Below are 26627 nucleotides of genomic sequence, written 5' to 3' on the forward strand. Positions count from 1 at the left end.
TTGAGCATAAGAGAACATGCACTAGACCTTCATCACACGAGCAATTATTTCTAAAGAACCTTATTCATGAAACCTTATTGTAGCTCATATAATGAGACATCATAAATTGGTTCAATAAGGAGGATTCAATGCAATCTGAAAAATTGCGACTAAGGAAAATCCAACAACTAGCATATGAAATTATGGATGAGATGCACAATGAGAAGCATCGCACAGAAATGCACAAATTAATTCCGATTATTGATAATTTGTCGCGGGCAATTGGGGATTTAACAGATTCTGTTGGTAAATACTCACTGGATTATGTAGAGGAAAAAGTAAAAAATGCTCATGCTCTTTTATTCAACAAAGAAAAGGTGGATATTTATTAATAAAGAGAGGGAAAAAGGGTAACCATATACATGGTTACCCTTTTGGCATTAATGCGTTTCAGGTTCGAATGTTTTACAGTCTGTTTCCTCACTGTTGGAAGCATGTTGTCCCTTTTGGCTGACAACATAAATTTTTTCGGCTGTGCATTTGTTACCAGAATCCCAAAATGTGCAGTTATTGACTTCACAAAGAATTTCTTGTGCCATCGTCTCACACCTCCTCTTTGTTATCTTTAACAAATTAGAGGTAATCAATACGTTATTCAAAAAAGTCAGGTCTCGATTTTATTAGTACTGTCTGATTCACTCCATACTGAAATCTAGATTAGTAGGATGATTAGATAAATGTTCCTGCGTAAGCATATTTGTTGAGGGTACCTTGTTGTCCACTTCTTCAAAACGGAAGCCATCTGCCCAGACTTTACCCGAACCAATTAGTAACACACCAAAATAAATGGAATAACCTTCTTCAGGTACATCTAAGACAATAGAATAATGATTCCATTCAGTAGAACCTGTTACAGAGCGTTGATCCATATTATCAAATTGAATAGTATCACCTGTACCATTGTCAATACGCATCCATGCACCACACTTTGTAGCATCTGCCGTCTTTAAATAGCATGACATCTTCAAGCGTTTCCCTTTGTAGTCAGCTGCCTGAAAGCCCTGCATCATTGTAGCAAATTGGCCATGATTTGCTGAGGCAGTTGTGGAATACAATACTCCTGAGCGGTTCCCTGAATGAAATACCTTGTCATCTGTATGAAACTTATACAATTCTGGATTAGCCCCACTCAACACCCAACCTTTAACCTGTTCAACTGTTTCCATGTAATGTTCCTCCTCCATCATATTTAATGATTGCATTACTTTTCGATACTTCCCTGGTGGTAAAGCATAAACTTCTTTAAATGCTCTTGTAAAAGCTTCTTGTGATTGAAACTGAAGTGTAACGGCAATCGTTAATATTGATACATTAGAGTACATCAAATAACTCGCTGCCATAGCTAGCCGACGTATACGAATATATTCACCAATCGTAAATCCCGTTTCTTGCTTAAAAATTCGGCTTAGATGGTACTTCGAATAACCAGCAGTACTAGGAAGACATTCAAGAGAAATTTCCTCCATCAATTGCTCCTCGATATAGGCAATAGTTCTTTGCGTCGCTTGACTATACTCCATGTTACTCACCTCATCTTTATCATACTGGAGAAGGAAACAGATTTTTTGATGAAGGTTGCTAAATTTAACTTAATCAATTATTTTTGTTGGGGTTGCTTCTTGCACAACGATGAGACCATCATAAGCTTCCTCAGGTGTCATTTTAATGGTGTACAGCATTTGTGTCAGCTTATACCATGGACGAAAATCATCGCCGATATTGCCCATTCTTTGCTTTTCGGAAAGAATATTCGCCAGCTCCTTTGATTGTTTGGCAGCTTCAAAATCCACATAAAAGATGTTATTATCAATGTCACTAAAGGCATCCACTAAAGCATTATGATGCTCAACCGTATATTCCTTTCGTGCACCAGACCCATTTTGTGCCTGGAATGTATTTTTTACAAAGTCTGTGCCAATCGCAAAATAATGATCTTTATATTGCTCACTTAAATAATGCCCCATTGATTGATAGCCTGCCATCGTAGCAGAAGTTTTCTCAATATGACCATTATGAGCAGACATTAATACTTTATCATGGCCTTGCGTTGCTTCATATTCAACGATCCATTGTAAATTTTCAGCTAAATATTCGTCCCGTAAATTCATATAATTACCATCATTTAAAAATAATTGTGTACGCTGCTTCATAATTTGCGCATATTGAACAGCAAAGGAGAATTCATCCTTTGAAGATTTTTTCTCATACATCGCTTTGTTTGATTGTAAATCATTGATTATTGTATCAATCGTTTTATCAAGCTCGATTAGCTGACTATTCGATAATTCTCTCATCGTTTTGTTGGTAACATGCTCTAGTTGAGTCGTGAATTTTTGTGCATTGTCAGCATGTACCTTAGCATAATAATCAAGCAACCCTTTTTTGCTGTAATCATAGCGTTGCATATCATTGCCATAAAAATAAATTTTCTCTTGTTCATCAACTGTCTGATTATAGTCATGCATCCATTGCACAAACCCTACCATTTGTTCAGTTTTGTAGATGCCGTAGTCTAACGCTTTTATAGCTTCCTCCGCCGTTCCTACACCATTTACGATAAATTGATTTATCTGCTGGGCTCCCCCAAAATCTCCTTCTAAGACAAAAACATGAACATTTTCATTTTGTATCATCGCTTCAAATAGATCTTTTTTTAATGTTTGAAATTCAATATTGCCATGTGTTGCTTCCCCAAACCCAATAATTTTTACATCATCAGGGATATTGATATCTTTTATTTCACTAGTATAGTGTGCTGCATCTTTTACAGCCTCCCCCTGTCCACATCCTGCTAAAGCTACTAACAGTATCGATGCAGTTAAAAAACGTAAGCTACGTTTCATCATTCTCATGTCAATTCTCCTTTAAGGTGTTAAATGGATTTTCGTTGAAAATAGTAATATCCTCCGAGGAAAAATAGGATGAAACCGCCTCCTACTACGGTTAACACTTGCTCCCACGGTACGAAGAATACATCGTCTGTATTGCCACCTATATACATCATTGAAAAAGGTTGTGCCCAAGGATAATACGGTCCAATTCTTTCAGAATTCACTGCTAAAATTGATGGCAAAGTAAATATGACATTAACAGCAAATGGAGCAGCAAAGCTTTTAAACATAATGGACAGCCACAATTGCAAGGCTACTAATGGCAATGTCGCTACCCATCCTCCTACTATGCTTTTCCAAACAATCTCCATAGGAAAGGAATCTGTATAGCCCTTTACTATCCCAACAGCAAATATCGAGCCTAAATACAATATCTGCATTGCTAAAACAAGCAGCATAATCAATATGTATTTAGCTACAAATACTTTCCCTCTTGTTACAGGTAATGCTAAAAGCTGCTTCCATCCACCAGACTGATGTTCATATCTACAAATAATACTGGTAAAAACACCTGAAATAAGAGGTAAAAATAATAGAGCATATGTTAAATTCATCGAAAATAACGATATATACCACTCATTGATTTCAATCCCTTGCATGTTGTCCTCTAAATTAGCGGAAAGACCTATGAAAAGTCCAATCATGGGTCCTGCTAAAATAATGGGTACCATTTTTGATTTACGTAACTTAAACCACTCAGCCTGAAGTAAAGCAATCATTATTTCACGTCCCTTCTTGCAAAATCAATCATGCCAATAATATAGAGTAAGAAACCAATTCCTACGCCCAATAAGACATTGATCATCGGCTGATTCCATTGGTTCATCAATGATGGCCATTTCCATATCATCCAATCTGGGAGAAGATAGGAAGAATAGGCAAAAATCACCCCAAAAATGCCTACAGTTATCGGAATCCCTTGATTATGACTTACACTCGCTATCCACAATTGAAGTGCCAAGATAGGTAATGCTGCAAAAGCAGGGAAATAACTATATTTGGCTAGCTCCATGTAAGGTACCGTGTCACCTAATTCTAAAAACAGCCCGTAGCCCATAGTAAAAAACATTAATAACGTTGAGGAAAAAAATAGCAAGATAGCTAACAGTGTAAATTTAGACAAATACACGGTTAATTTGGAAACAGGTAATGCAATGAGCTGCTTCCACGCATTGGTCTCATTTTCAATGCTTGCTATGAATGACGTAAGAATGGCTATGCCCAAGACTATCGCAAGCGGTGTAAATGAATGTACATTTAGCAAGTAATAGCCCCAATCATCCTCACTTTGCTGTAAGAGATAATCCTTTCTTACTCCATAATTGACCATTTGCAAAGCAACCACTCCGAAAGGGCCGATAAGCGTTAGAAGCCATAATCCTTTACGTTTTATTTTTAAGAAATCAGCAGTTAATAGCTTTCCCATCATTTCCCCTGCTCTCCCATCGTCATTTGCAGGAATATATCCTCCAATGAACGTTTCTCTTCCTCTACTCGGAATACTGATATACCCTCCTGCACAAGAACTTGGACAATATGAGCAACCTTTTCATCCGAGCACTCTTCTAAGAAAATCACACCATTTTGATAATCTGCCTTAATACCATTTGCTAATAAAAAACGCCATCCTTTTTCACCATTATTTACTTTGAAGGTAACCTTTGGTTGGGCAAAGCGACGCATAGCCTCAATAGAATCTTGGAAAATTAATTTCCCTTTCGAAACAATCCCAACTTGTGTTGCCATTTGATCAATCTCTGATAATAAATGGCTGGAGATTATAATGGTCATGCCATATTCCTCTGGTAATCTTTTAATTAAATTACGAATCTCTATAATGCCTGAAGGATCGAGGCCATTCGTTGGTTCATCTAAAATAAGTAATTCAGGACTATGTAGTAAAGAAGCAGCAATACCAAGACGTTGTTTCATTCCTAAAGAGAAACCTTTGACCTTTTTGTGGGCAACTTCCTTCAAACGGACAATTTCCAAAACTTCATCAATTCGAGTTTTTGATACACCTAGTATTTTTCTTAGCGCCTCTAGATTCTCATATGCTGTTAAATGTGGATAATAAGAAGGGTTTTCCACCAACGAACCTATCTTCGCTAAAATTTGGATACGATCCTTCGTAATGTTCTTTTCAAAGATTTTGATTGTTCCAGAAGATGGCTTCATCAAACCTAGGAGCATTCGAATTGTAGTCGTTTTACCTGCTCCATTCGGACCCAAAAATCCATATATTTCACCTTTGCGTATTTGCAAGTTCAAATTTGATACAGCTTGCTCTTTCCCAAAGCTTTTTGATAAGTTTTGTGTTTGTACGATATATTCCAATGTCCTCACCTCTTTAACTATCTTAAAAAGGGAAGTTTAAAAAAAGGTATGGGCTAAGTTTAAATTTTGTTTAAAAAATCATTTCTATCATAAAAAAATCTGCGAAGCATTTATTTCTCAAGCTTCGCAGATTTTTTTATGATAATTTTTGTACCAGAGTGATCGGAATGGATATCCCATTCAAGATGCATGCCCTTTATCATGACATCAACAATTGATAAGCCGATTCCAGCGCCCTTTGCATTCGACTCATTTTTCATCCCTTGACCATGATCCTCAACAATAAATGCTGTATAACACTCCGTCGATTCCGTTTTCACACTTATATATTTACCACTACTCGCGTGGCGCAGTACGTTTTGGAAAATATTATCAAATACTCTCCCTAACCATAATGGATCAACACGCCATTCTACAGGTTCAAATGGCTGTAGCTCAATATCGATTGTAAAACCTTCTCGCTCGAAAACTGGATACCATGTCGTTAGATGCTCCCTTACAAACCGGATAACATTGATGTCTTTCGGTTCAAATTTATATTTACTTGCCATAAGCAATGTATAGGACATCAAATTTTCAATTAAAGCATCAATATTCACTATGGATGTGTCCATAGCCTTTAATGCCTGCTTCCCTTCCTCAGATAACGCTTCTTTGCTAATTGTATAGGATTGAGCTCTTACCTTCGTTAAAGGTGTCCGTAAATCATGTGATAGATTAGCAATCAGTTCACGTCTTAGCTGTTCTTCCTTCTGTTGACGTTGTTTACTGTCTCTCAGTTCACAAACCATTCTGTTAAAACTATGCTCCAATTGCCCAATCTCATCTCGTTTTTTCACCTGAATTTCAATAGGTAAACCATCTACATCACGTATTTCCATAGCCTCTTGCAGATGTAATAATCTTTTTCGAATTCCCTTGAAAAATAAAAGCGAAACTACAATAAAAAATAAAATAACCGCAATAACACCAAAAAATAAAAAGTTACCATAGTTATCATAGACCTTTATAAGTGGAGGATTAAATGCTACCCTTGGAATCTCTAATACAATAAAGCCATTTGCTATATCATCACCTAAGAAGGCTATAACAGTAAATGGATCATCTCCATAACGTTCTTTTATAAATTGTGTTGTATAGGCTGGTGTCCACTTTGCTGGTAACTGATCCTTCACATTCAATGTAGTCAGTAAGTTCCCCTCTTCACTTACCCAAAACATAGAAGCCGTAGGAAATTGCTCTTGCCACTTTTGAAATAACTGCGTAATCGCATCATCTGTTGCATTGGTCATATTTTCAGCCTGTGCATGCCATTGCTCTTCAATATCACTTTCTACAAGTACTCCGCTTGAAAATTCCCCTGTCCCTGTCTTTGTAATGCCTAATACGAAAGTAGCAACACCAAGATAGGAGATTTGCACAATAGATATGGCTAATACAATAATAAGCATATATTTCGCTAATAATGATCGAAAAAATTTCATTGTTTCACCCTATAGCCAATGCCTCGAATTGTTTCAATAATCATGGGCTTTGCAGGATTGATTTCTATTTTTTCTCTTAAGTAACGAATATGCACCATGAGTGTTTTATCACCTTCAATATAGCTCTCACCCCATACGCCCTCATAGAGTTGTTCCTTTGTTAAAATTTGATTTAAATGACGAATAAAATATTGTAATAAATAAAATTGTTTTCCAGTCAAAAGAATTTCTTCTTCATTCATCGTATTGATAACTTGCATATCTTTCGTATAAATTTTAAGATGCTGCAATGCCAGTACATCATCATTTTTTTGATATCTTCTTAATAATACTTCTAGCCTTGCAACGAGCTCATCAGGGTGAAATGGCTTTGTTAAGTAATCATCAGCAAAATGTAGCCCTTCAATTTTATCCTCAACAGCTGTTCTTGCTGATAACATCAGAATTGGCAGGTCTTTATTTTCCCGTTTAATTCTTTTGCCTATGGAGAAACCATCCAATCCAGGTAGCATCACATCCAATATAGCAATATCTTTTGAGGAAATATGTTGCTCAAGCCCCTCCCCTGATTTTAGCCATGTCACATCATAACCTCGCTCCGTTAATTCCTTGCTTACCCATTGTCCGATTTCTTTTTCATCTTCTATGTACAATATACGAATCAATGTTCATCCTCCTTGATACATTTTAAAAATTTATAATTTCCATACATGGTTATTATAGGGGAACTGTTATTTATTTTCTTAAGAAATTCAAAACCACCAATTTATTGAAAAAAGTAACTAATAAAAGTTGCTCTTTTATAGTATACGTTGCTACTTTATCACCTGCTTCAAATTCATTTAGAAAGGTGTAGGGAATCGATATTACAAGGCACACCCCAAAGCATGGCAAGAATCATATACACCTAAAAAAATGGAATTATTTTTTCATCAACGTTGCCCGCTTCACATTTAGGTGATAGAAAAAAGAAACTTCACTTCTTTTTTCTTTGATAAATGGCCCTAACTATATTAAAAATATTAGAGAAATATAATTTTCTTAGGTTTTACCTATAATAGAGGGGTGTTTATGTTTGGATATAAGACAACTACGCTATTTTATAGCAATTGTGGAGGAAAAAAAGATTTCTGCTGCGGCTGAAAGGTTACATATTTCTCAGCCACCATTGAGTCAGCATTTAAAAACGATGGAGGAAGAGCTCGGTTCAAAGTTGGTAGAAAGGAGCGGCAAATATTTTGAAGTAACTGAGGCGGGAAAGACCTTATATAAGTATGCATTGCAGGTTGCACAATTAATGAAAGAGGCAGAAGCAGAGGTTAAGGATGTTGGATTAGGCCTGCATGGTCGATTGACAATAGGCATCAATACATTTTCAGTTGTTGAGCTGCCCCAATTACTACAACAATTTCAACAACACTACCCAAAGGTGACTTATAAAATTCAACAAAATGAATCTTCTTATCTTTGTAAATTAGTAAGGGACCGTGTTGTAGAACTTGCCATCATTCGCTTACCTTTAGAATTAGAAGATTTCTCTGTCCTACATATGTACACTGAACCATTTTACTTTATACAATCCAAAAAGTTCGACCTCTTAGAACACGACGTTGCTTTAGCTGAAATACAAAATTGGCCAATCCTTTTACCAAGCACAGAAGGCTTGGGCGTACATTATTCAATACTAGAAGCATTTTCTCGCCTCCAGCTGCAGTCCCGTATTGTCGGAGAATGCTCAGATACAGCACTTTTAATGAATTTAATCGCTTCTGGCTTTAGCTCCTCTATCGTACCTGAAACTATTTTAAAGCAATATGGTGATCTACCACTTCATGCATACAAAATTCCCTCAGCAGAACTATCCACCTCAGTAGGACTCGTATGGCTGAAGAATCATTATTTATCCAAAGCTGCTCAAAACTTTGTGGATTTAATGAGGGAGCATTATTGTTAACGGTTAATAAAAAAGAGAGCAAACTAACGCTTCTAGTTTGCTCTCTTTTTTAACAGTTATTGAATAATCAACATATCATTCTCATCAAACTGCCACATGTCACCATAGGCAACTTCCCAATAGTAGCCATTTGGATCTTGAAAATAGCCACTATAGCCACCCCAGAATGCAGTTACGGGCTCTTTAACAATTTTTGCTCCAGCCTTTTTTGCTAATGCAAAGACGCGATCCACTTCTTCTTTTGATTTACCATTATAGGCAAGAGTGATTCCTCCAAAGCCTTGGCTAATTTCTGGTGGATTGGATTCATTGATATCTCTGACTAAACGTTCAATTGGAAATAACGATATTTTTGTTCCTCCATTATTAAAGAACATGACATCGGGATTCGTCTCCTCTCCGTATACCACCACTTCAAAACCAAGCCCCTCTCGGTAAAAAGTTAGAGACTCCACCATATCTTTAACACCTAATGTAATTAAATTTAAACGATTCATCTTCAAAATCCCCTTTTTAAAGTATTACTACTTTAATTCTCTACCGAACGTATATTTCCTTTTATTACCTCAAGAAAAATATTTGTTTAATTGTCTCCAAAGCCTTTTGTAGGTTACTCGATATTTTTTACTAGTAGTTAAGACCAATCAGATGCGACATTTTTATTTAATCGCTTCATCAATAAATATTTTTATTCCTCTAAGCATTGCCAGCTCACAAAAGTTACCTCTACGTTTCTATGACACAAAAAAGTACGTACTTTTTTTGAGAGTATGTTAGCAGCATAATGAGTAAGCAATCAAATAATCACAAAACATGGAGGACTAAAAATGATTACTCATTTACAAGATACAATCACTTTAAATAATGACCTACAAATGCCTGGTATGGGTTTAGGTGTTTTTCAAGTAGAAAATGATGCTACGGCTGAGATGGTAAAAAACGCTATTGAAGTCGGCTATCGAAGCATCGACACTGCTGCTATTTATGGCAATGAGGCAGGTGTAGGAGAAGGTATTAAACAAGCTCTAGCATCTACTGGCTTACGTCGTGAAGATTTATTTATCACATCTAAAGTATGGAACGATGGTTTAGGCTATGATGAAACAATTGCAGCATATGAAGAGAGCCTAAAAAAATTAGGATTAGATTATTTAGATCTTTATCTAATTCATTGGCCTGGTAAAGATAAATATGCTGAATCATGGAAAGCACTTGAAGACCTATATGAACAAGGCAAAATCAAAGCAATCGGTGTATCTAACTTTACTGTGGCACACTTGGAAAACTTATTATCATTTGCTCGTATTAAACCTGTTTTGAACCAAGTGGAATTCCACCCACGCTTACAACAAGTGGAGCTTCGTTCATTCTGTGACAAGCATCAAATTCAACTTGAAGCATGGGCACCTTTAATGCAAGGTGGACTTCTTGAAGATGAAACAATTTCAAAAATCGCAACAAAATACGGAAAATCAAATGCTCAGGTTATTTTACGCTGGGATGTACAAAATGGAGTGATTACAATTCCAAAATCAGTACGTAGAGAACGCATGATGCAAAACGCTGATATCTTTGACTTTACTTTAACAGACGAAGAAATGACATTAATCAATGAGATGAATCGTGAACAACGTGTTGGACCAAATCCAGATGAATTTGACTTTGCTCTATAAGCATTAAAATGAGGAAAGAGACTGTCTTGTATATGACAGTCTCTTTCTCCCCTCATTATGATGTTTGCTGCATAGCTATATCTTCATCACGTTGTTTTAACAGAACGTCTTCACCTTTATCCTGTAGTAACTCAACATGCTTTTCGCCCCAAGTGCAAAGCATATTCAAAATGGGCTCCATCCCCTGGCCATAAGACGTTAAGGAATACTCCACTTTAGGTGGTACTTGATTGAAGACTTTTCGATTGATTAATCCAGCTTGCTCTAATTCTCTTAATTGACTTGTAAGCATTTTTTGTGAAATTCCAGGAATCAATCGTCGAAACTCATTTGTTCGAATTTTACCATGGTGGTTTAAATGACAAAGAATGACTGGTTTCCATTTACCACCAATAACTTCAAGCGTAGCTTCAACACCAATATTATAAATTTTTTGCATTGTAAACCCCCGTAATATTCAAAAGTAACTAAAAGTACTCTACATAACTTTTAGGTATGTATGAATATTACTACACATGATAAAAAAAATCAAAGGAGATATTAGTAAAATGACACAATCAAAAAAGCCAAATCCAAAATTGACATTGCTAGCACTTGCAATTAGTGCATTTGGAATAGGGTCCACTGAATTTATCAGTGTCGGACTTTTACCATTAATTACTGATGATTTTGGTATATCTTTAAGCACAGCCGGTTTAACTGTTTCTATATATGCACTAGGTGTTACTATTGGAGCTCCATTACTAACAGCCTTAACATCTCGTTTAAGTCGAAAAACAGTTTTACTGCTTGTTATGACTATTTTTATAGCAGGGAATTTAACTGCAGCTATCGCACCTGTTTTTTCAGTTCTGATAATAGGTCGTATAATATCAGCTTTAGCTCATGGTGTCTTTATGTCGATCGCTTCTGTTATAGCCGCTGATGTAGTTGAACCTAATAAACGAGCAAGCGCCATTGCCTTTATGTTTACTGGATTAACATTAGCTACTGTGACGGGTGTCCCACTTGGTACATTTATTGGACAAGTTACAGATTGGCGTATGTCATTCATCTTTATTGTCGTTATTGGAATTATCGGTTTAATTAGTAATGCATTGCTAGTACCTAGCCAATTATCGAAGGGCAATCCCATCTCTATTCGTGATATTGGTAAGGTATTAGGCAATATTCGTATGATCTTAATACTATTCATTACCGCAATTGGATACGGCGGTGCTTTTGTTGTCTACACATATGTTTCACCTATTTTAGAGCAATATATGGGGTATTCACCACATACAGTCGTCATTATTCTAGTTGTCTATGGTATTTGTGTAGCCATCGGTAATACTCTTGGTGGTCATTTTGCTAACCAAAATCCGCTACGTTCAATCTTTATAATTTTTGTTGGACTTGCCTTAGCATTACTTGCCATTGGCTTCACTCTTGAATCACCGATCATCGGTTTAATCATGGTACTGACAATGGGATTATTTATGTTCATGAATGTTCCAGGATTGCAGCTATACGCCGTTCTACTATCTGAAAAATATGTACCATCAGCAATTTCAATGGCCTCAGCATTGAATATTTCCGCTTTCAACATTGGCATATTTTTAGGCTCATTTATCGGAGGCTTTATTATTCGCCACCAATCGTTGGCGCATACGCCTATATACGGATTTTTGATGGTTATGCTAGCAGCAGTTGTTACACTTTTATGGTTACTTTTCGATAACAAAAAACAATAACTCTCAAAATTTCATTTTGTATAAAAAAGTAGTAGAGAATGTGTATTGTTTGTTGATATGTTGTATCCTATAATTTACTTGAACTAAACGAGAATGATTATCATTCTAACTTAAAGGAATACCCTTACTGTTTTAGTAAATCTATAGGAGTGAATAAAATGCGTAGAGGTCGATATTTTTCATTTGTAGTTTTCTTTGCACTAATGTTCTTAATAAGTGCCTGTGGCTCAAATGAAGTAAAAGAGGATACAGCTACAGAAGAACAAACATCAAAAGATACAAGAATTGTAGAAGATGAGTTTGGAAAAGTAGAAATTCCTACAAATCCACAGCGTGTAGCTGCTATCTATTTGGAAGACTATTTAACTGCTTTGGATGTAAAACCTGTTGTGCAATGGTATCACCCATCTTGGGGAAAACAAGACTATTTAGGATTAGATGTTCCTGAGTTCGACATTACTGGTAGCATGGAAACATTATTACAAGCCAAGCCTGATTTAATCATTGTAGATGGCGCGGCGGATAAGGCAAAGTATGAGGAGTACTCAAAGGTAGCGCCTACTTTCCGCTTGAAAGAAGATATTCTACAAGATCCACGTAAAATTGTAGAAACAATAGCTGATGTTTTAAATATTCCTGATAAAGCAAAAGAAATGGTTGATCAATATGAGCAACGTGTTTCCGATTTAAAAGCAAAACTAGATGAATCAATTGGAGACGAAACAGTTGCTGTTGTACGACTAAATGTAGCAGATAATACATTAGCGTTATTTGGCATTAAAAATCGCTACTCTGGCTATATTTACACAGAGACAGGCTTAACACCTCATCCATTAGCCCGTGATATGACAGAGTTCCACGAGGTTTTATCGGAAGAGGCTATCACGGAATTAGATGCGGATCATATCATCCTTTTCCCTTCAAACGGTACATGGGAGTCTAAAGAGAACCAAGAAGCCATTAAATGGTTAGATAGTACACTATGGAAAACACTCCCTGCTGTAAAAAATGGGCATGTTTATATTGCTGAGCGCACATATTGGCAATCTGGCGCAATCACAGCCAACTTGCTAAAGTATGATGATCTAGAGAAATGGTTCGTCAAATAATTTACAAAAGAAAGCTCTTAATGAGGGCTTTCTTTGGCTTAATGTTAAAAAACAAAATAATTTAATAGCACTTTTGTGAAGGGGAAAATGGATAGATGTTGTCACTCATCACTTCTTCACATTGAAATAAGTGCCTATCCTCTCTTTAATAGACTTTTTTGTTTCCTACAGCTAGTACGAAAGAAGAAAAGACACGTTAGCAGCATGGTTGATTGGAGTGGAGCCAGCGTCACTCCTAGGGGATTTAGCGTCACAGGTGAGACCCTGGAGCGAACGCAAGTGAGTGAAGCGGCTCATCAGACGCCCCCTGGAAAGGACGCTGGCGGAGCGGAAATCAACCCCCTCGCCTTGCTAAAAGGGCTTTTTCTGCTAGTCACATGATCTTTTTTCAACAACATGAAAGAAAGCTCTTAATGAGAGCTTTCTTTGTGTTGTTCTTCCAACTCAACAAAAAGGGGTGAACTATCAATGGGTAACTTAACACATGTTTATACGTTACAAAATATCTCTTATGCAATTCAATCATCAAACAAGTTGTTGATTAGTAGTGGTTTCTATACACTTTTCATCGTAATGAATGGTAGCGGAAAGCTAGAAATAGATCATGACACCATTCATTTTAGTGAGGAAAAGTGCATATTGATACCGCCAAATAACACGGTTAGTATTCACATTCAAAGTGAACACCTTTGTTTTTATCAGTTACAATTCAACATTGTCAATCTCAGCAATAGTCAAAATTCATATAGTCATTTTACAAGTATCAGCGAACGACATCTTCTCCCCTTTTCACAATGTCATAGACTGCTAGAAGTCATCTATCAAAACCGGTTAGCGGAGGATGAACACACGATTTTTGAGCAGCATGTGCACTTTCAAGAGCTGATGTTATTGCTCTTGCATCAAATTATACCCAGGCAGATGCAAAAAAATGATCGCCAATCTGTTGAGCAGTCCATTAACCAATTACATAAACATTTTGAAAAAGAGTGGACGGTTGAGCAGCTAGCACAGTTAGCTGACGTCCCAAGATGGAATTATACGCGCATTTTTAAAGATATTACGGGACAAATTCCTCTTCACTATTTAAATAACATTCGTATTGAAAAAGCTAAGCAATTATTAATAACAACAAATGATCGAGTATATGAAATTAGCCAGTCTGTCGGATTTAATAATGAGTATTATTTCAATCGTCGTTTTAAAGAACATGTCGGCATTTCGCCAGGACAATATCGAAGAAGTCAAAGCAGCCATCTACGTGTATTTGCACCATTCTTAGAAGATTTCTTTGTTGCCCTTGGGATTACGCCAATTGCTCAATTCAGTCATTCAAAATGGGGAAAACAAGACTATTTAGGTCTACAGGAAGTGCCAGATATCGATGTACAAAATAGAGAAATGGATCGACTCCTTTACTATAAGCCAACTTTAATTATGCTAGATTCTGGTGTAGAGCGTTGGGAATCCTTTCCGCATTTAAATGAGGTAGCCCCCGTCTGCCATCTCTCACACCCTGGAGAGAATTGGCAATCTACGTTATTTAAAATTGCAGATCTAACAGGAAAAACCTCCTTGATACAAGACGTAATCCTACAATATGAAGATAAAGTACAACAAGCAAAAGGAATTCTTAGTAAATCCGTTTATGGGCAAAGTGTGGCATTTCTCCGTATTTCAGCCATTGGCATCACTCTATACGCTGGTCCTGAGTGTGGCTATACGGGCCCCATTTTATATCATGACTTAGGTTTAATGCCCCATTCACTAGTATGGAGTATTCCGCCCAATCAACGTAAAGCCCAACTGACATTTGATCGATTGATGCAATTAGATGCCGATCATTTATTTATTACATTTGATAAACAACATTCCATTCATGAGAATGAAGAACGTGCTATTTTAAAAACACCTACTTGGAAAAACCTAGAAGCTGTTAAAACCAACTGTGTCTATGAAGTAGACTTTTTAACATGGATGAATTATGGCATTTTATCACATAGTAAAAAAATTGATGATGTCTTGGATGTACTTGGCTAAAAAGGAAGCTCACTTTAGCTTCCTTTTTAAATGTTTAGGACAAACATTGTATTGTAAATAACACCGAAAGTCGTTTGGCTACATAAGATAAGATATCAGGCTATAGGATAGGAGGAATGATCTTGTATTACAATCCTTATCCGTATTTTGTTCATCCCTATCATTATCCAACATCGCCAATTGCAAATCATTTTGCCGTTAGACCCTTTTCTCAACATCTAGCAATGCCGACCAATAATCCTTTTCCACCTGTCGATACACACAAATTAAAAGCTTCAGCAACACGGATAAAGGCGATGATGCAGCAAGCTCAATTACTTACGGATAAAATAGATAGCTCCCAACAATTCGCACATGATTTAATGAATGCTGCTCAACTTTCAAATAAAACAGAGGTTGAAAAATTAATCACATCAACAGGCATTACGATGAAATTTGAAACGAACTATACACCAGACAGTTTTAGAATACGTCTTATTGATAATGATTGTTGTGGAGTCACCTTGAATTTGAATTGGTGAAACTTCCTAGTGAACTTGTAAACTATAAAAAACTATGCTAAAGTGTTTGTATTGTTATTTCTGAAAATTCTTATATTACTTTTCTTATCAAGAGAGACGGAGGGATTGGCCCGATGAAGTCTCAGCAACCAGCTAAACAGTATGGTGCTAATTCCAATTGGCAAAATGATCAGCCTTGAAGATGAGAAGAACTACCGTTGTTTCAGCAGGAGTCCTCTTCTATAAGGGGACTCCTTTTTTTGTACCACTATTTTTAACAGAAAGCAGGGAAATCGATGTCTAATGAACTTTTACAAGCATTGCAATTATTAAAATCGAAACAGTGGGTTGACTTAACACATACATTCGGCCCTAATTCACCACATTTTTTTATGTTTGAGGACGCTAAATTTGAAACGTTATTCTCTCATAAGGATGGCTTCTTCGCCCAACAATTTACGTTCCCCGGTCAATATGGCACACATATCGACCCACCCATTCATTTTGTGCGAGATACTCGCTACTTAGAAGAATTAGAACTAAAAGAGCTTGTTCTCCCCCTTGTTGTCATTGATAAATCACAAGAGGCTGCAAGCAACCATGACTTTGCATTAAGTGTTGAAGATATTCTTGATTTTGAGGACAAGCATGGAGAAATAGAAGCAGGAACATTTGTAGCATTACGTACAGATTGGAGTAAGCGCTGGCCAGATAAAGAAGCTTTCAGTAATAAGGATGCAGATGGACATAACCATATCCCTGGCTGGGGTTTAGAAGCTTTACAGTTTTTACTAAAAGAACGCAAGGTAAGCGCAATTGGTCATGAAACATTCGATACGGACTCTGCCGCCGATTTTCGTAAAAATGGCAAGCTAGATGGTGAATATTTCGTACTTGAACAAGACACCTATCAAATTGAGCTAATGACGAATTTGGACAAGCTACCTGCGAAAGGCGCTATCATCTTCAATATCGTACCTAAGCCAGAAAAAGCATCTGGCTTCCCTGTGCGCTCATTTGCTATTTTGCCATAACATAAAAGTCGGTATAGCGTATACCGACTTTTATGTTTGTCCATTTCTTTTTTTGAATAGAAAGTAAGCAATGAGCATCCCTACAATAAATAAAAGGATAAGATAGATACTATAATGAGTCAGATAGTATCCAACAAATCGCCATTTCTCTCCAAGCATCTTTCCTAATGATATAAATGTGAACGTCCAGATAAATGCCCCTGTATAGGCAAAAAGCGCAAACTTTCTATAAGGATAATTATTAATAGCCGCAATATACGCTGTCAAATGACGTACCCCGGGGATAAAATAGCCAATTAATAATAGGGTAGGTCCTATTTTTGTAAACATCTTTTTCGTAAAGTCAATTTTTTGCTCTGTAATATGAATTTTAGGCCCATATTTCTGCAATAACGGTAAGCCAAAACGATAACCAATATAGTAGCTTAAGGTAATGCCTCCAACCGCACCAATCATTGCACTGACTAAAGCAGGAATATGTTCAAGACTTTCTCGGTAAACACTATAGCCTACATAAGTTAGAAACACCTCATCAGGAAGTGGCACCCCTACAATACCTCCAATTAGAATCACGATAATTCCAAAGTATCCGTAATGTTCAATTAGAGACTGCACGTGATGTGCCATAAATCATCCCACCTAAAATTTATTAAAATCTACCTGCTATATATAGTGTAGCCTCAGCGCTCTAAATGACTTGAAGCTGACGTAAAGCAAAATCGATACCGTTATCAGTAGATTTCTTTGTAACAAAATTGGCAGCACTTTTTAGAGCTGTGCTACCATTCCCCATGGCAATTCCTAATCCTACATACTCCAACATGTCAATATCATTATCCCCATCCCCAAAAGCAATCGCATTCTCAGGGTCGATGTTAAAATGATCCAGTACGGCTTTAATAGCTATTGACTTCGAAACATCCTGCTGTAATACATTCACAATATAAGGATGCCATCGCTGCAAAAATATATTCGAAAATTGGCTAGTATATCTTTTTTCAGCCAGCTCATCTGCATATAGACACATGAGAAAAACCTCTTCATCTACAATGTTTTCATTTATAATTGGAAAATCCCGTAAAGATAAAGTTTCCTGCATCGCTCTTAAAGCTACTGGACTTTGTATGCTATTCATGGATAGCTGCTCAGTAAAAAAGGTTAGGCTATGCCGCTGTTCCTGTGAAAAGGCCTGTACATTTTGGACAATATCTTTGGCAATAGGAGTTTTATGTAGAACAAGATCCTTATGTTTCACATAGGCCCCATTGGCTGTAATAAAGGTTTCAATCCCCAGCTCTTTTAACTCATAGCACATGGATAAAGGTCTTCCAGTAGCCGCTACAAGATGGATTCCTTTTTCTTGCAATAGCTGAATAGCCTGTTTGGTACTTGCTTCCACACAGCCATCCTCGTAATTAATCAATGTACCGTCTACATCAAAAAACACGATGTTATACTTCATTTTGAGCCACCTCCATTATAGTCGTTTAGAACCAATGAAATTAAATTTATAATTTCTTCCACATGAAATATGTGAAAGTATTTTGACAAACTTTCAGCAAGCTATATAACTTCCATTGGCAACACCGATAAAAACTATTACAAGCGTATTTATAATAATATTTAACTAAAAATTCCTTGAATATTTTTAATTTAATAATTCTAAAGGAGTATACCAAAGAACACAAAATTGTTAAAATAAAAGATAATACCTTAAACACATTGAACGATAAAATCTTACGTATAAATAGAACAAAAGAAATAAAATTATCGAGCGCGCAAAGGAGTTGATTCTTATGGCATTTAACATTTACTACTATGAAAGTAGTGTAGACTGTAAATTTTGTAAAAAGCAGTTTACCACATATAAAGTTCGCCCTAATCGATATAAAATTATCGAAGAACAAACGGATTTCATGCCTGTTTATGATGGCCTAAACCCTTTGCTGTATGAAGTTGCCGTATGTCCACATTGTGGCTATGCCTATCATAAATCGATGACACGAACTTATGGACCTTTCATGCTCCTCATTGATGAACTATACATTAAAGAGCTCCAGAAACCTATGGATATCTGTCAGGAACGTACAATTGATGATGCCATTATCAGTTTTAAGCTCGCCTATTTAGTATCCCGTGCGTCAATGGAAGAATCTCTTTTAATGGCTAATTTCGCTCTAAAAATTGCTTGGCTCTATCGATTAAAAAAGGACGAAGAATCTGAAAAGCGCTACCTTTTTGCAGCTAGAGATTTTTATAGTAAATCCTTTGCATCCAATCAAGAAGGTGGAGAGAGAATTCAGTTTTTACATGCTGAATTAAGCCTTCGACTTGGTGATATCCCTGAAGCTAAAAAAGGCTTTTCACGCTTAATTGCAGATCGAAATGTTTCGACGAAATATCGCAAGCTTGCACGCAATCGCTGGGAAAATTATAAATATGACGAACAACCCATAACAATTAATGAAATCATTAATTAATGGGACGAGGAGATGATTGGTTATGTTGCTATTTCAAAAGAAAATTGATGTGAGAGAAGAGGATATATATTCAGAGCTACATCATTTTTTATTAAGGAAAAATAATCGCTACCTAACAAACGATGAGGTTGTCGCTTTAACAGGCGTATCATCCGAATTGCTTTATAAATGGGTAAAAGCAGGAAAATTAAAGAACTCCATTTTTCCTAATTTAGGGGCACCATGTGAACGATGTGGACAGATTACACAAGCTAAAATTTGTGTGAGCTGCTCTTCTTCCATTGTTGGTACATTAAAACAAGAAGAAAAGGATCGTGCATGGTTTAACCAAATTCAACGTAACCATGTAAGAGCAAGTACGTATCACTATAAATAGCATGCCAACCTCCATCAATTGGAGGTGTTTTTCTTTTTTACATACTAAATTTAAACTAATTTTAAACAAATTCTTCCTAAACTTTAAACTTGCCTTTCTATAATTAGTATCAATATAAAGTGAAGGGCTGATAATTAATGAGGAAAGCTAGGAAGCATAAGGTTTTATTAAGTTTTGCACTGGCAAGTCTAATGACAGTAAGTGGAGTAGTAAATGTCTCTGCTGCTGTCCCTGTAAATGAGCAGATTATTAAAAACGATTCTGCCGTCAAACAAGCTAGGACTTCTAATGAAACATTACTTGATTGGAAAAAATGGGTGAATGACCATGCATACAGCCTGTCATCCATCCAGCCTGAAACGTTTGACGGACAAAAAATTCCCGCTAACAAATTTAACGATTTAGAGATGCTAAAACCTTTATTACATGATAAACGTATTGTCTTTTTAGGGGAAAGCTCTCATGGAGTGGCGCAATTCAATCTAGCGAAAACACGTTTAATACAATTTTTACATCAAGATATGGGCTATAATGTCCTTGCCTTTGAAAGTGGTATGGGTAATGTGATGAATGCTCAAGGACAAATTGATAAACAAGCAGCTCTACAAACAATGAAGGATGCCATTTTCGGCGTTTGGTGGACAAAAGAAACTTTGCCTCTGTTTGACTATGCAAAATCGACTCAAGCAACAGAGCAACCTCTTGTACTTACTGGCTTCGATATTCAACAGCAAGGAGCATTTACGAACGGAGATTGGCTGCAAAACCCTAAGTTGGCTCAGCAATTCAATGAAGCTGAGAAGCAACTTGCTGAATGGAGCTCGGGAAAAGATTTGAAGGGCTATCAAAAAGTAAAAGCTACTATACTTGATGTATATAAACAAGTAAAATCACAAATACAATTCAAAGAAAAAGAGCTACAGGCAGCTTATCCAAAAGAGCCTCATATTGTAAAACTAATGGATCGCACTCTAGCAGATCGTATTCGACTAGCAGACGAATATATAGAGTTAACAATTCAGTCCAATATCGACATTGAACAAAATAATATAGAATCATTTTTGCAAACTATGGAATGGCGAGATCAAGCGATGATGGAGAACTTACTTTGGTTAGCTGAAGAGGTGTACCCAACAGAAAAGTTTATTGTATGGGCTCATAACGATCATATTCGTAAAGCACAATCGGATGTAATGGGATCTCCTTACCCAGTTAAATTAATGGGGGAACGTTTACCTGATATCTATAAGAAATATAGCTATGTATTAGGTCTATACATGACTAGTGGAGAGACAGCAAATAATATGGGAGAACCTATGCCTGTTTTACCTCCTGTCAAAGGATCTATTGAAGATATTCTGTCTTCAACAAATAAACCTTACACATTCATCGATTTACGCAATCGACAAAATGAACGAGGCAACTCATGGATGTTTGAACCACGCTTATCCTATAGTTGGGGAATGATACAGGAAAGTCTTGTTCCGCGCGACCAATACGATGGTATACTTTTAATAGATCAGGTGAATAAACCAACTTATATTAAATAATCTCTCTTATTAAACAATAGCAAACTAGATTTCCTAGTTTGCTATTATTTTAAGTATCCATCGATATAGTATCCCATTCTTCGCCTTGATATCCAATCATCCAAAATAAGCCTCTCCGTCTTTCCATCACAACACTTTCATTTAATGCTAAAGGAGCTTCTTGTCCATTGATGCGGCTATCTACACAAGCCCAATGTAATCTGTAAATTTTATCCGCCTCATCCACTATATCTTCCTTACTGCGCAGTACCGTTTGACCATAAAATTGCTCAAATGTCTCGCAACGGGAAACTACTTGAATTGCATATTCACAATCACATACATCGTCAGGGAAATTTAGCTCTTCCACAAGCCCCAATGCCCAAATAAGTGTCCAATAGGCTTCATATTGCCATGATATATTGACTGCTTCTTGAGCACCAGGATGCTGAGCCTCAAGAAAGAATTTTTCATGCTCCGTTAAAAATTCATGCACCCCATATGTTCGTAGCATATTGGTAAAGAATTCTCTAGACTCCTCAATATCACCCCTCTGTGCTACATCACATGCGAATTGAATAACAATTAACAGGGCAACCGCTCTTCTTGCAATATCCTCTTGGCTTTTAAATTGAAGATTTTCTACTGGTGGTAGCTGAGGAAGTGATGATGCATAAGGAATCTCCTTATCCATTAAAAAAGCTATCGTTCTATTTTTTCGTGCTTCTCCCTGTGCTGACGTCATCTCATGTGCATGTATCTTTCTTGTACAAGCATGTGGTCGAAAAACAGATGGACCCGATTCTCCATTAGGATAAACGATAACCATACCATTTTGATCCAGCAAAGTACCATCTGATAGGAAACCAATCCCCCCTATGCTTGCTAGTAATTTTATAAATTGCTGCATATGGTCATCTGTCATCTCTTTGTCCATTTCGATTGCAACGACAGTATTGAGCACGGATATTTGAATCATTACTTGTTCTTTTAGCTGTTCATCTTTAAATGGAATTGAATTGTAAAAGCCCATCATCCCAGGTATATTTTTTGCAAAATAATCAGGGTTCGTATCTTCAGTTAAAATGTTTATGGTGCATCTATATTTATTAAATAAACCTCTTGATTTTAATAAATATTCATTATCGTTTTTTTCAATAGTAAAGCTTTTTGCTAATATATCAGATAGCTTATCCTCTATATCATCCGTATCATTTTTGGAAGCAAATATCGTAAAATGGTTCAATCTACTCTCCCCTTCGTTGCATATAGCATTTTAATATCCAATTTTCCAAACAACTAAGTGCTTGGCTAAACAGCTGTTTATTTTTCCGTAGCACCTCATGTTCAACCCAATAAGCCAGCAAAGGGCGCCATTTTTCTTCGTCTATCATAGTTGTTGGTGTGATTCCACGCTGCATCATCTGACAAATGGCACGAATGGATGTTAGCCTCTCTACTTCGTTGCCATTTAACCACTCGTATAACGTCTCTGCACTTGGCTGTGACTCAGCTAAAAGTGTATCCCATCCATCAATGGGAAACGTGACATAGTATCTCATCCAGTCTATGATATTTGGGTGATGAAATTGACGTAGACGATACAGGGCAGTATAGGCATCAATTCTATCTTTTTCGATATCCATTAAGATGAAAGAAAGTCCTTCATCAGCTGGTAAACAATGTGCTGTTACATAATCACGCAGCCAGTCTGGTACGTCACTCTGTACTTGCCAAAGTTCCCTCGCCCAATTTCCTGCCTCACTCGGGCATACCTTGACTAAAACTTCACTCCACGCTTTCTGTTCTGATGGAGATTGAGCGCGCTCTAATTTATGTCGAAGTGCCTGATACACCTGCACACCATCAAAATGCAAAAATGTCTCCTGCACGCTTGTTTTTTTCACACCATGCATGGAAACATAATGAAGTAAAGAATCTAAGCCGGATTGAGCCTGCTGTAAATTAGAGCTTAAATATTGTTCTAGCCAAGTTAGCCATAATTGTGAGCTAGCCAATTCAATATCCAATCCATTTTCGCTACAAAATTGACGATGCTGTCCGCAGTCTACTCCGATACACCCTAAAGCTGTCATATTATTAACGTACGAATGAAAGCTGGCAGCAAGCAAATCAAACTCATCTTCTTCATGACTCCAATACCAAATCGTTTCATCCTCGAGCTTAAGGAGAAGAGCATCTCCATTACCTGCCGTAAAAAATTGTAAATATTGCTGTTCATCCGATTCATCATTCTCTTCAAAGTAAGGAAAGTCTAAGTCGTTTAAACTCCAGCCAAACTCCCCAGAAGGCGTATCAAGCAATTCAATAGGAAGGATCGCCTCCTCAGGTAATGACCAATAAATACTTACTTGCTTTGAGCAATTTTGCAATAGTTGACGAAATCCACTAGGGATTTGTACACCCAGTCTTGCCTCCACCTGCAGTAACTCTTGCTCAGTAGCGACTGGTTGTATTTCAATCGGATGTACACAAGCTTCTTGTTGTTTCAATCGCTCTACTAAATGATTCCAACGCTCAATCCACATTGTCTCTAACCTCCATATAAAGCCCATGTGATGTCATACTTCTTATTTATCGTCAGGAAATCATTTACTGATTAGGATAACTTTAAACAGGATGATAAAATGCTATTATTTTACTGGCATCTAAACCTTCGTATATGATAAATGACTCAGCTATATTCATTCTTTTCTATTATGTTTTATTTTACTTTATTAACTTCCATCATAATTTTGGTTACATACTCTTCTTCTCGATTTTTCATTACAGCATCATAAATGTATTCCTCGTATACATATTGGCCTAGCTCATACCCCTTTTCATGCATGACATTAAATAACCGTGTGTATGTCTCACCAAGTTTTGAAGAGGGGCCAACATGATAACCAATCACAAATTCACCCTCTATCGCCTTAAAATAAGGATGCCCTTCTCTTGGATGAGGTTGCTCAATATATAAATAACTGTAGTTGTCGTAATTTCCAGCTAACACTTGCTCTCTTCTTGTTATCCCTCCAATTGGATACCCCGTATCTAATTGAGAGCGATCCAATTCCTCAATAAAGTCAGATACAGCCTTCACAAACTGCTCTTCTGTAGAATTCTCGATATTTTTACTCAAATATAATGTGTCTTCAGGAAAGTATTCAATCGTGATGTCCTTAAAATTTAGATGCAGTGCTTCCTCTGTTGTTTTGATTTTAACATCAATAATATTCTCAATCATTTCTAGTTCTCTACGTTTCTTCGCAACATGCTCTTTTTGTTGATGCATCAATTCTAAAAAATTTTCAGGTGATTTCTCTGCCATATACTGCTGAATATCCTTTAAGGACATTCCCACTGCCTTTAATAATTCAATAACACCGAAAAAATCATATTGAGCAAGTGAATAATACCTATAATCCTTACTATCCTTCATGATGGGAGATAATAAACCAATTTGATCATAATAAATAAGCGTCTGTTTATTTACCTTACATAATTTTGCAAATTCCCCGGTTGTAAAATATTTTACATTTTTATTAAGCATTTTTTGAGCTTCCTCCCTTGACTATATAGTTACTATATACTTTAGATTGTATCTATTCAAAATAAAAATAGAAAGGTTTTGACATTATGTTCACGGAGATTCGTGACATTACAGCTTTTAACAAGAAAGAAATTTTAGCATTACGCATCGCTGACAGTCAGCAACATTTTATTGAATCTACAGACCAGTGCTTAGCAGAGGCAGAAATGGATCGACGCTTTACGCCTTTAGGTCTGTATAAAGATAACACCGCTATAGGCTTCGCTATGTACGGCTTATTCCCTCATGATGATTACAGTCAACGCGTATGGCTTGATCGCTATCTAATTGCAGAACAATACCAAGGACAAGGTTTAGGAAAACATTTTTTACAGCAGCTTATTCAATATTTAACAGTAAAGTTCAACTGTCTTCAGATATATTTAAGTGTTTATGACAATAACGCTGTAGCTATCCAACTATATAAACAATTCGGTTTTATATTTAATGGTGAGCTAGATGATAAAGGGGAAAAAGTGATGGTTTTGGAGGTGCATGGTTATGACAACCATTAATCCAATTGAAACAAGACCACTGAAGCCATTATTTTTATCATACTTATTCCCTGCAATGATCGGGATGCTTTTAATGTCCGTCAATATATTGGTAGATGGCATTTTTGTTAGTCATGGCGTGGGACCTACAGCTTTAGCTGGAGTTAATATCGCTGTTCCTATTTTCTCCATTTTGCTTTCTATTTCTCTATGGATTGGCATGGGAGGAGCTACCCTTTTCTCGATTTCTCTAGGAGAGGGCAATAAGCAACGTGCTCATCAACTATTTACATTGGCGTTTTCTATAATGCTAGTGGTTGTCATCACAATTATTGGATTTCTCGCGTTAAATCTAAAGGACATTTCTTATATATTTGGGGCGAGCGATGATACGTATCCTTATGTGCAGGAGTATCTACATGTCATTTTGCTCTTTGGGGTATTCTACACAATTGAAAATCTCTTAAGTATTTTTATTCGAAATGATGGCAACCCAAAATTAGCTATGCTGGGCTTAATTACAACATCGGTTTTGAATATACTTTTAAATTATGTTTTCATCTTCGTACTAGATTATGGTGTGACTGGTTGTGCCTTAGCGACAGCAATAGCCACAATTGTAGGTACGTCTGTGCTATGTCTTCATTTTTTCCGTCCTCAATCTGAGTTAAAGTTTGTCACTTCATTTTTTAATCTATCAGATCTGAAAAAAATTTTTTCAATAGGTTTACCTAGCTTTATTGTCGAAGCTTCCGTTGCAGTTATCGTTATTTTGTATAACGTTACCTTTTTATATTATTTAGGCGCAAATGGCGTTACAGCCTATGCAATGGTCAATTATATCCATACTGTCTTGCTGACTATTTTTCTTGGCGTTGGTATGGCCCTACAACCATTAGTTAGTTATCACCACGGTGCAAAATTACTAGAAAGATTAACAGCTTTATTAAAAATCGGTTTAGCTACCGCATTTATTTTAGGGTTAACAACTGCTCTTATAGCTCTTATTTTCCCTTCACAATTAATGGCTTTATTCGGAGATAGCTCATTTGAAATTCGCAGTATGGCGGCACAGGGCTTTGTTCATTTCGCCATTGGCTATGTATTTTTAGGGATCAACATGGTGTTCGCAGAATTCTTTCAATCCATTGAAAAAATTCGTATAGCCACAACAATTATGTTACTACGTAGTATTATTTTATTTATCCCTACTCTTATCATACTCCCCAAGATACTTGGCTCGCAGGCCATTTGGTGGACCTTCCCAGTAGCAGAAGGGATTACAGCCTTGCTTATTTACTTGTACATTAAAAAAAATCCAAGAACCCTTGCATCTCCTAAACATGCTTAAATAAAAGA

At 36.6% G+C, this 26627-nt stretch carries 28 protein-coding genes and 1 riboswitch; of the genes, 13 read left to right on the forward strand and 15 right to left on the reverse strand.

Annotated features, from left to right (window positions below; genetic code table 11):
• The first annotated feature begins 128 nt into the window (after nucleotides 1–128).
• Nucleotides 129–371: a hypothetical protein gene (locus CD31_RS17775; RefSeq protein WP_016993122.1), complete on the forward strand. Its 243-nt coding sequence runs from the start codon at nucleotides 129–131 to the stop codon at nucleotides 369–371.
• Between the two features lie 48 nt (nucleotides 372–419).
• On the opposite strand, the gene CD31_RS23070 is transcribed toward CD31_RS17775, so the two are convergent.
• From CD31_RS23070 to CD31_RS17810, 8 genes are all read right to left on the reverse strand, one after another.
• Entirely contained in the window at nucleotides 420–578 is a 159-nt protein-coding gene (locus CD31_RS23070) for a DUF1540 domain-containing protein (RefSeq protein ID WP_004231699.1), read from the reverse strand.
• A 96-nt stretch (nucleotides 579–674) separates the two neighbouring features.
• On the reverse strand, nucleotides 675–1559 hold the full coding sequence (locus CD31_RS17780; protein WP_036079591.1) for a helix-turn-helix transcriptional regulator: 885 nt from the start codon (nucleotides 1557–1559) through the stop codon (nucleotides 675–677).
• Between the two features lie 69 nt (nucleotides 1560–1628).
• Nucleotides 1629–2885, reverse strand: a complete 1257-nt coding sequence (locus CD31_RS17785; protein ID WP_036079814.1) for an erythromycin esterase family protein — start codon at nucleotides 2883–2885, stop codon at nucleotides 1629–1631.
• A 26-nt stretch (nucleotides 2886–2911) separates the two neighbouring features.
• Entirely contained in the window at nucleotides 2912–3649 is a 738-nt protein-coding gene (locus tag CD31_RS17790; RefSeq protein WP_036079592.1) for an ABC transporter permease, read from the reverse strand.
• Nucleotides 3649–4359 (reverse strand): ABC transporter permease, encoded by a 711-nt coding sequence (locus CD31_RS17795; RefSeq protein ID WP_036079593.1) that lies wholly within the window; start codon nucleotides 4357–4359, stop codon nucleotides 3649–3651. Before CD31_RS17795 ends, CD31_RS17790 begins: the two co-directional genes overlap by 1 nt.
• Entirely contained in the window at nucleotides 4356–5267 is a 912-nt protein-coding gene (locus tag CD31_RS17800; protein ID WP_036079595.1) for an ABC transporter ATP-binding protein, read from the reverse strand. The genes CD31_RS17795 and CD31_RS17800 overlap by 4 nt, the downstream gene beginning before the upstream one ends.
• A gap of 110 nt (nucleotides 5268–5377) precedes the next feature.
• Nucleotides 5378–6751: a HAMP domain-containing sensor histidine kinase gene (locus tag CD31_RS17805; RefSeq protein WP_036079597.1), complete on the reverse strand. Its 1374-nt coding sequence runs from the start codon at nucleotides 6749–6751 to the stop codon at nucleotides 5378–5380.
• Nucleotides 6748–7416 (reverse strand): response regulator transcription factor, encoded by a 669-nt coding sequence (locus CD31_RS17810; RefSeq protein ID WP_036079599.1) that lies wholly within the window; start codon nucleotides 7414–7416, stop codon nucleotides 6748–6750. Before CD31_RS17810 ends, CD31_RS17805 begins: the two co-directional genes overlap by 4 nt.
• Before the next feature lie 410 nt (nucleotides 7417–7826).
• Between CD31_RS17810 and CD31_RS17815 the strand changes: the two genes are divergently transcribed.
• On the forward strand, nucleotides 7827–8705 hold the full coding sequence (locus tag CD31_RS17815; RefSeq protein WP_036079601.1) for a LysR family transcriptional regulator: 879 nt from the start codon (nucleotides 7827–7829) through the stop codon (nucleotides 8703–8705).
• Between the two features lie 56 nt (nucleotides 8706–8761).
• On the opposite strand, the gene CD31_RS17820 is transcribed toward CD31_RS17815, so the two are convergent.
• Complete coding sequence (locus tag CD31_RS17820; RefSeq protein ID WP_036079603.1) at nucleotides 8762–9202, reverse strand: VOC family protein; 441 nt, start codon at nucleotides 9200–9202, stop codon at nucleotides 8762–8764.
• A 330-nt stretch (nucleotides 9203–9532) separates the two neighbouring features.
• Here CD31_RS17820 and CD31_RS17825 point away from each other — a divergent pair, with 330 nt between their 5' ends.
• Entirely contained in the window at nucleotides 9533–10378 is an 846-nt protein-coding gene (locus CD31_RS17825) for an aldo/keto reductase (protein WP_036079605.1), read from the forward strand.
• Nucleotides 10379–10433: 55 nt separating this feature from the next.
• Here CD31_RS17825 and CD31_RS17830 read toward each other — a convergent pair whose 3' ends face one another.
• Nucleotides 10434–10817, reverse strand: coding sequence for a winged helix-turn-helix transcriptional regulator (locus CD31_RS17830; protein WP_036079607.1), 384 nt, complete (start codon nucleotides 10815–10817; stop codon nucleotides 10434–10436).
• A gap of 109 nt (nucleotides 10818–10926) precedes the next feature.
• Between CD31_RS17830 and CD31_RS17835 the strand changes: the two genes are divergently transcribed.
• From CD31_RS17835 to CD31_RS17860, 5 genes are all read left to right on the forward strand, one after another.
• Complete coding sequence (locus CD31_RS17835; RefSeq protein ID WP_036079609.1) at nucleotides 10927–12111, forward strand: MFS transporter; 1185 nt, start codon at nucleotides 10927–10929, stop codon at nucleotides 12109–12111.
• Nucleotides 12112–12269: 158 nt separating this feature from the next.
• Nucleotides 12270–13220, forward strand: a complete 951-nt coding sequence (locus CD31_RS17840; protein WP_036079611.1) for an ABC transporter substrate-binding protein — start codon at nucleotides 12270–12272, stop codon at nucleotides 13218–13220.
• Nucleotides 13221–13688: 468 nt separating this feature from the next.
• Complete coding sequence (locus tag CD31_RS17850; protein ID WP_036079614.1) at nucleotides 13689–15260, forward strand: helix-turn-helix domain-containing protein; 1572 nt, start codon at nucleotides 13689–13691, stop codon at nucleotides 15258–15260.
• Between the two features lie 116 nt (nucleotides 15261–15376).
• On the forward strand, nucleotides 15377–15781 hold the full coding sequence (locus CD31_RS17855) for a YuzC family spore coat inner layer protein (protein ID WP_244905020.1): 405 nt from the start codon (nucleotides 15377–15379) through the stop codon (nucleotides 15779–15781).
• 81 nt (nucleotides 15782–15862) lie between these two features.
• A riboswitch (SAM riboswitch) is annotated at nucleotides 15863–15969 on the forward strand.
• 87 nt (nucleotides 15970–16056) lie between these two features.
• Entirely contained in the window at nucleotides 16057–16794 is a 738-nt protein-coding gene (locus tag CD31_RS17860) for a cyclase family protein (RefSeq protein ID WP_036079618.1), read from the forward strand.
• Nucleotides 16795–16824: 30 nt separating this feature from the next.
• On the opposite strand, the gene CD31_RS17865 is transcribed toward CD31_RS17860, so the two are convergent.
• Nucleotides 16825–17421 (reverse strand): DedA family protein, encoded by a 597-nt coding sequence (locus tag CD31_RS17865; RefSeq protein WP_036079620.1) that lies wholly within the window; start codon nucleotides 17419–17421, stop codon nucleotides 16825–16827.
• Between the two features lie 61 nt (nucleotides 17422–17482).
• Complete coding sequence (locus CD31_RS17870) at nucleotides 17483–18256, reverse strand: Cof-type HAD-IIB family hydrolase (protein WP_036079622.1); 774 nt, start codon at nucleotides 18254–18256, stop codon at nucleotides 17483–17485.
• A 334-nt stretch (nucleotides 18257–18590) separates the two neighbouring features.
• Here CD31_RS17870 and CD31_RS17875 point away from each other — a divergent pair, with 334 nt between their 5' ends.
• From CD31_RS17875 to CD31_RS17885, 3 genes are all read left to right on the forward strand, one after another.
• Nucleotides 18591–19274 carry a DUF2225 domain-containing protein gene (locus tag CD31_RS17875; RefSeq protein ID WP_036079623.1) on the forward strand — a complete coding sequence of 228 codons (684 nt, stop codon included), beginning with the start codon at nucleotides 18591–18593 and terminating at the stop codon, nucleotides 19272–19274.
• Between the two features lie 22 nt (nucleotides 19275–19296).
• A complete protein-coding gene (locus CD31_RS17880; protein ID WP_036079625.1) occupies nucleotides 19297–19650 on the forward strand; it encodes a hypothetical protein in 354 nt (117 codons plus the stop codon).
• Between the two features lie 137 nt (nucleotides 19651–19787).
• Nucleotides 19788–21200 (forward strand): erythromycin esterase family protein, encoded by a 1413-nt coding sequence (locus CD31_RS17885; protein ID WP_036079627.1) that lies wholly within the window; start codon nucleotides 19788–19790, stop codon nucleotides 21198–21200.
• 49 nt (nucleotides 21201–21249) lie between these two features.
• Here the strand turns inward: CD31_RS17885 and CD31_RS17890 are convergent, their stop codons facing one another.
• The 3 genes from CD31_RS17890 to CD31_RS17900 all read right to left on the reverse strand — a co-directional run bounded on the left by CD31_RS17890 (nucleotide 21250) and on the right by CD31_RS17900 (nucleotide 24735).
• Entirely contained in the window at nucleotides 21250–22425 is a 1176-nt protein-coding gene (locus CD31_RS17890) for a DUF4272 domain-containing protein (RefSeq protein WP_036079629.1), read from the reverse strand.
• A gap of 1 nt (nucleotide 22426) precedes the next feature.
• The gene (locus CD31_RS17895; protein WP_036079632.1) at nucleotides 22427–23728 is read right to left on the reverse strand and encodes an SMI1/KNR4 family protein; all 1302 of its coding nucleotides are present in this window, start codon (nucleotides 23726–23728) and stop codon (nucleotides 22427–22429) included.
• Nucleotides 23729–23904: 176 nt separating this feature from the next.
• Nucleotides 23905–24735, reverse strand: coding sequence for a MerR family transcriptional regulator (locus CD31_RS17900; RefSeq protein ID WP_036079634.1), 831 nt, complete (start codon nucleotides 24733–24735; stop codon nucleotides 23905–23907).
• Between the two features lie 86 nt (nucleotides 24736–24821).
• On the opposite strand from CD31_RS17900, the gene CD31_RS17905 reads away from it, so the two are divergent.
• Complete coding sequence (locus CD31_RS17905; RefSeq protein ID WP_036079637.1) at nucleotides 24822–25289, forward strand: GNAT family N-acetyltransferase; 468 nt, start codon at nucleotides 24822–24824, stop codon at nucleotides 25287–25289.
• Nucleotides 25276–26619, forward strand: coding sequence for an MATE family efflux transporter (locus tag CD31_RS17910; RefSeq protein WP_036079639.1), 1344 nt, complete (start codon nucleotides 25276–25278; stop codon nucleotides 26617–26619). The genes CD31_RS17905 and CD31_RS17910 overlap by 14 nt, the downstream gene beginning before the upstream one ends.
• Nucleotides 26620–26627: the final 8 nt, after the last annotated feature.

This window comes from Lysinibacillus boronitolerans JCM 21713 = 10a = NBRC 103108 (assembly GCF_000772935.1).
Lineage (GTDB): Bacteria > Bacillota > Bacilli > Bacillales_A > Planococcaceae > Lysinibacillus > Lysinibacillus boronitolerans.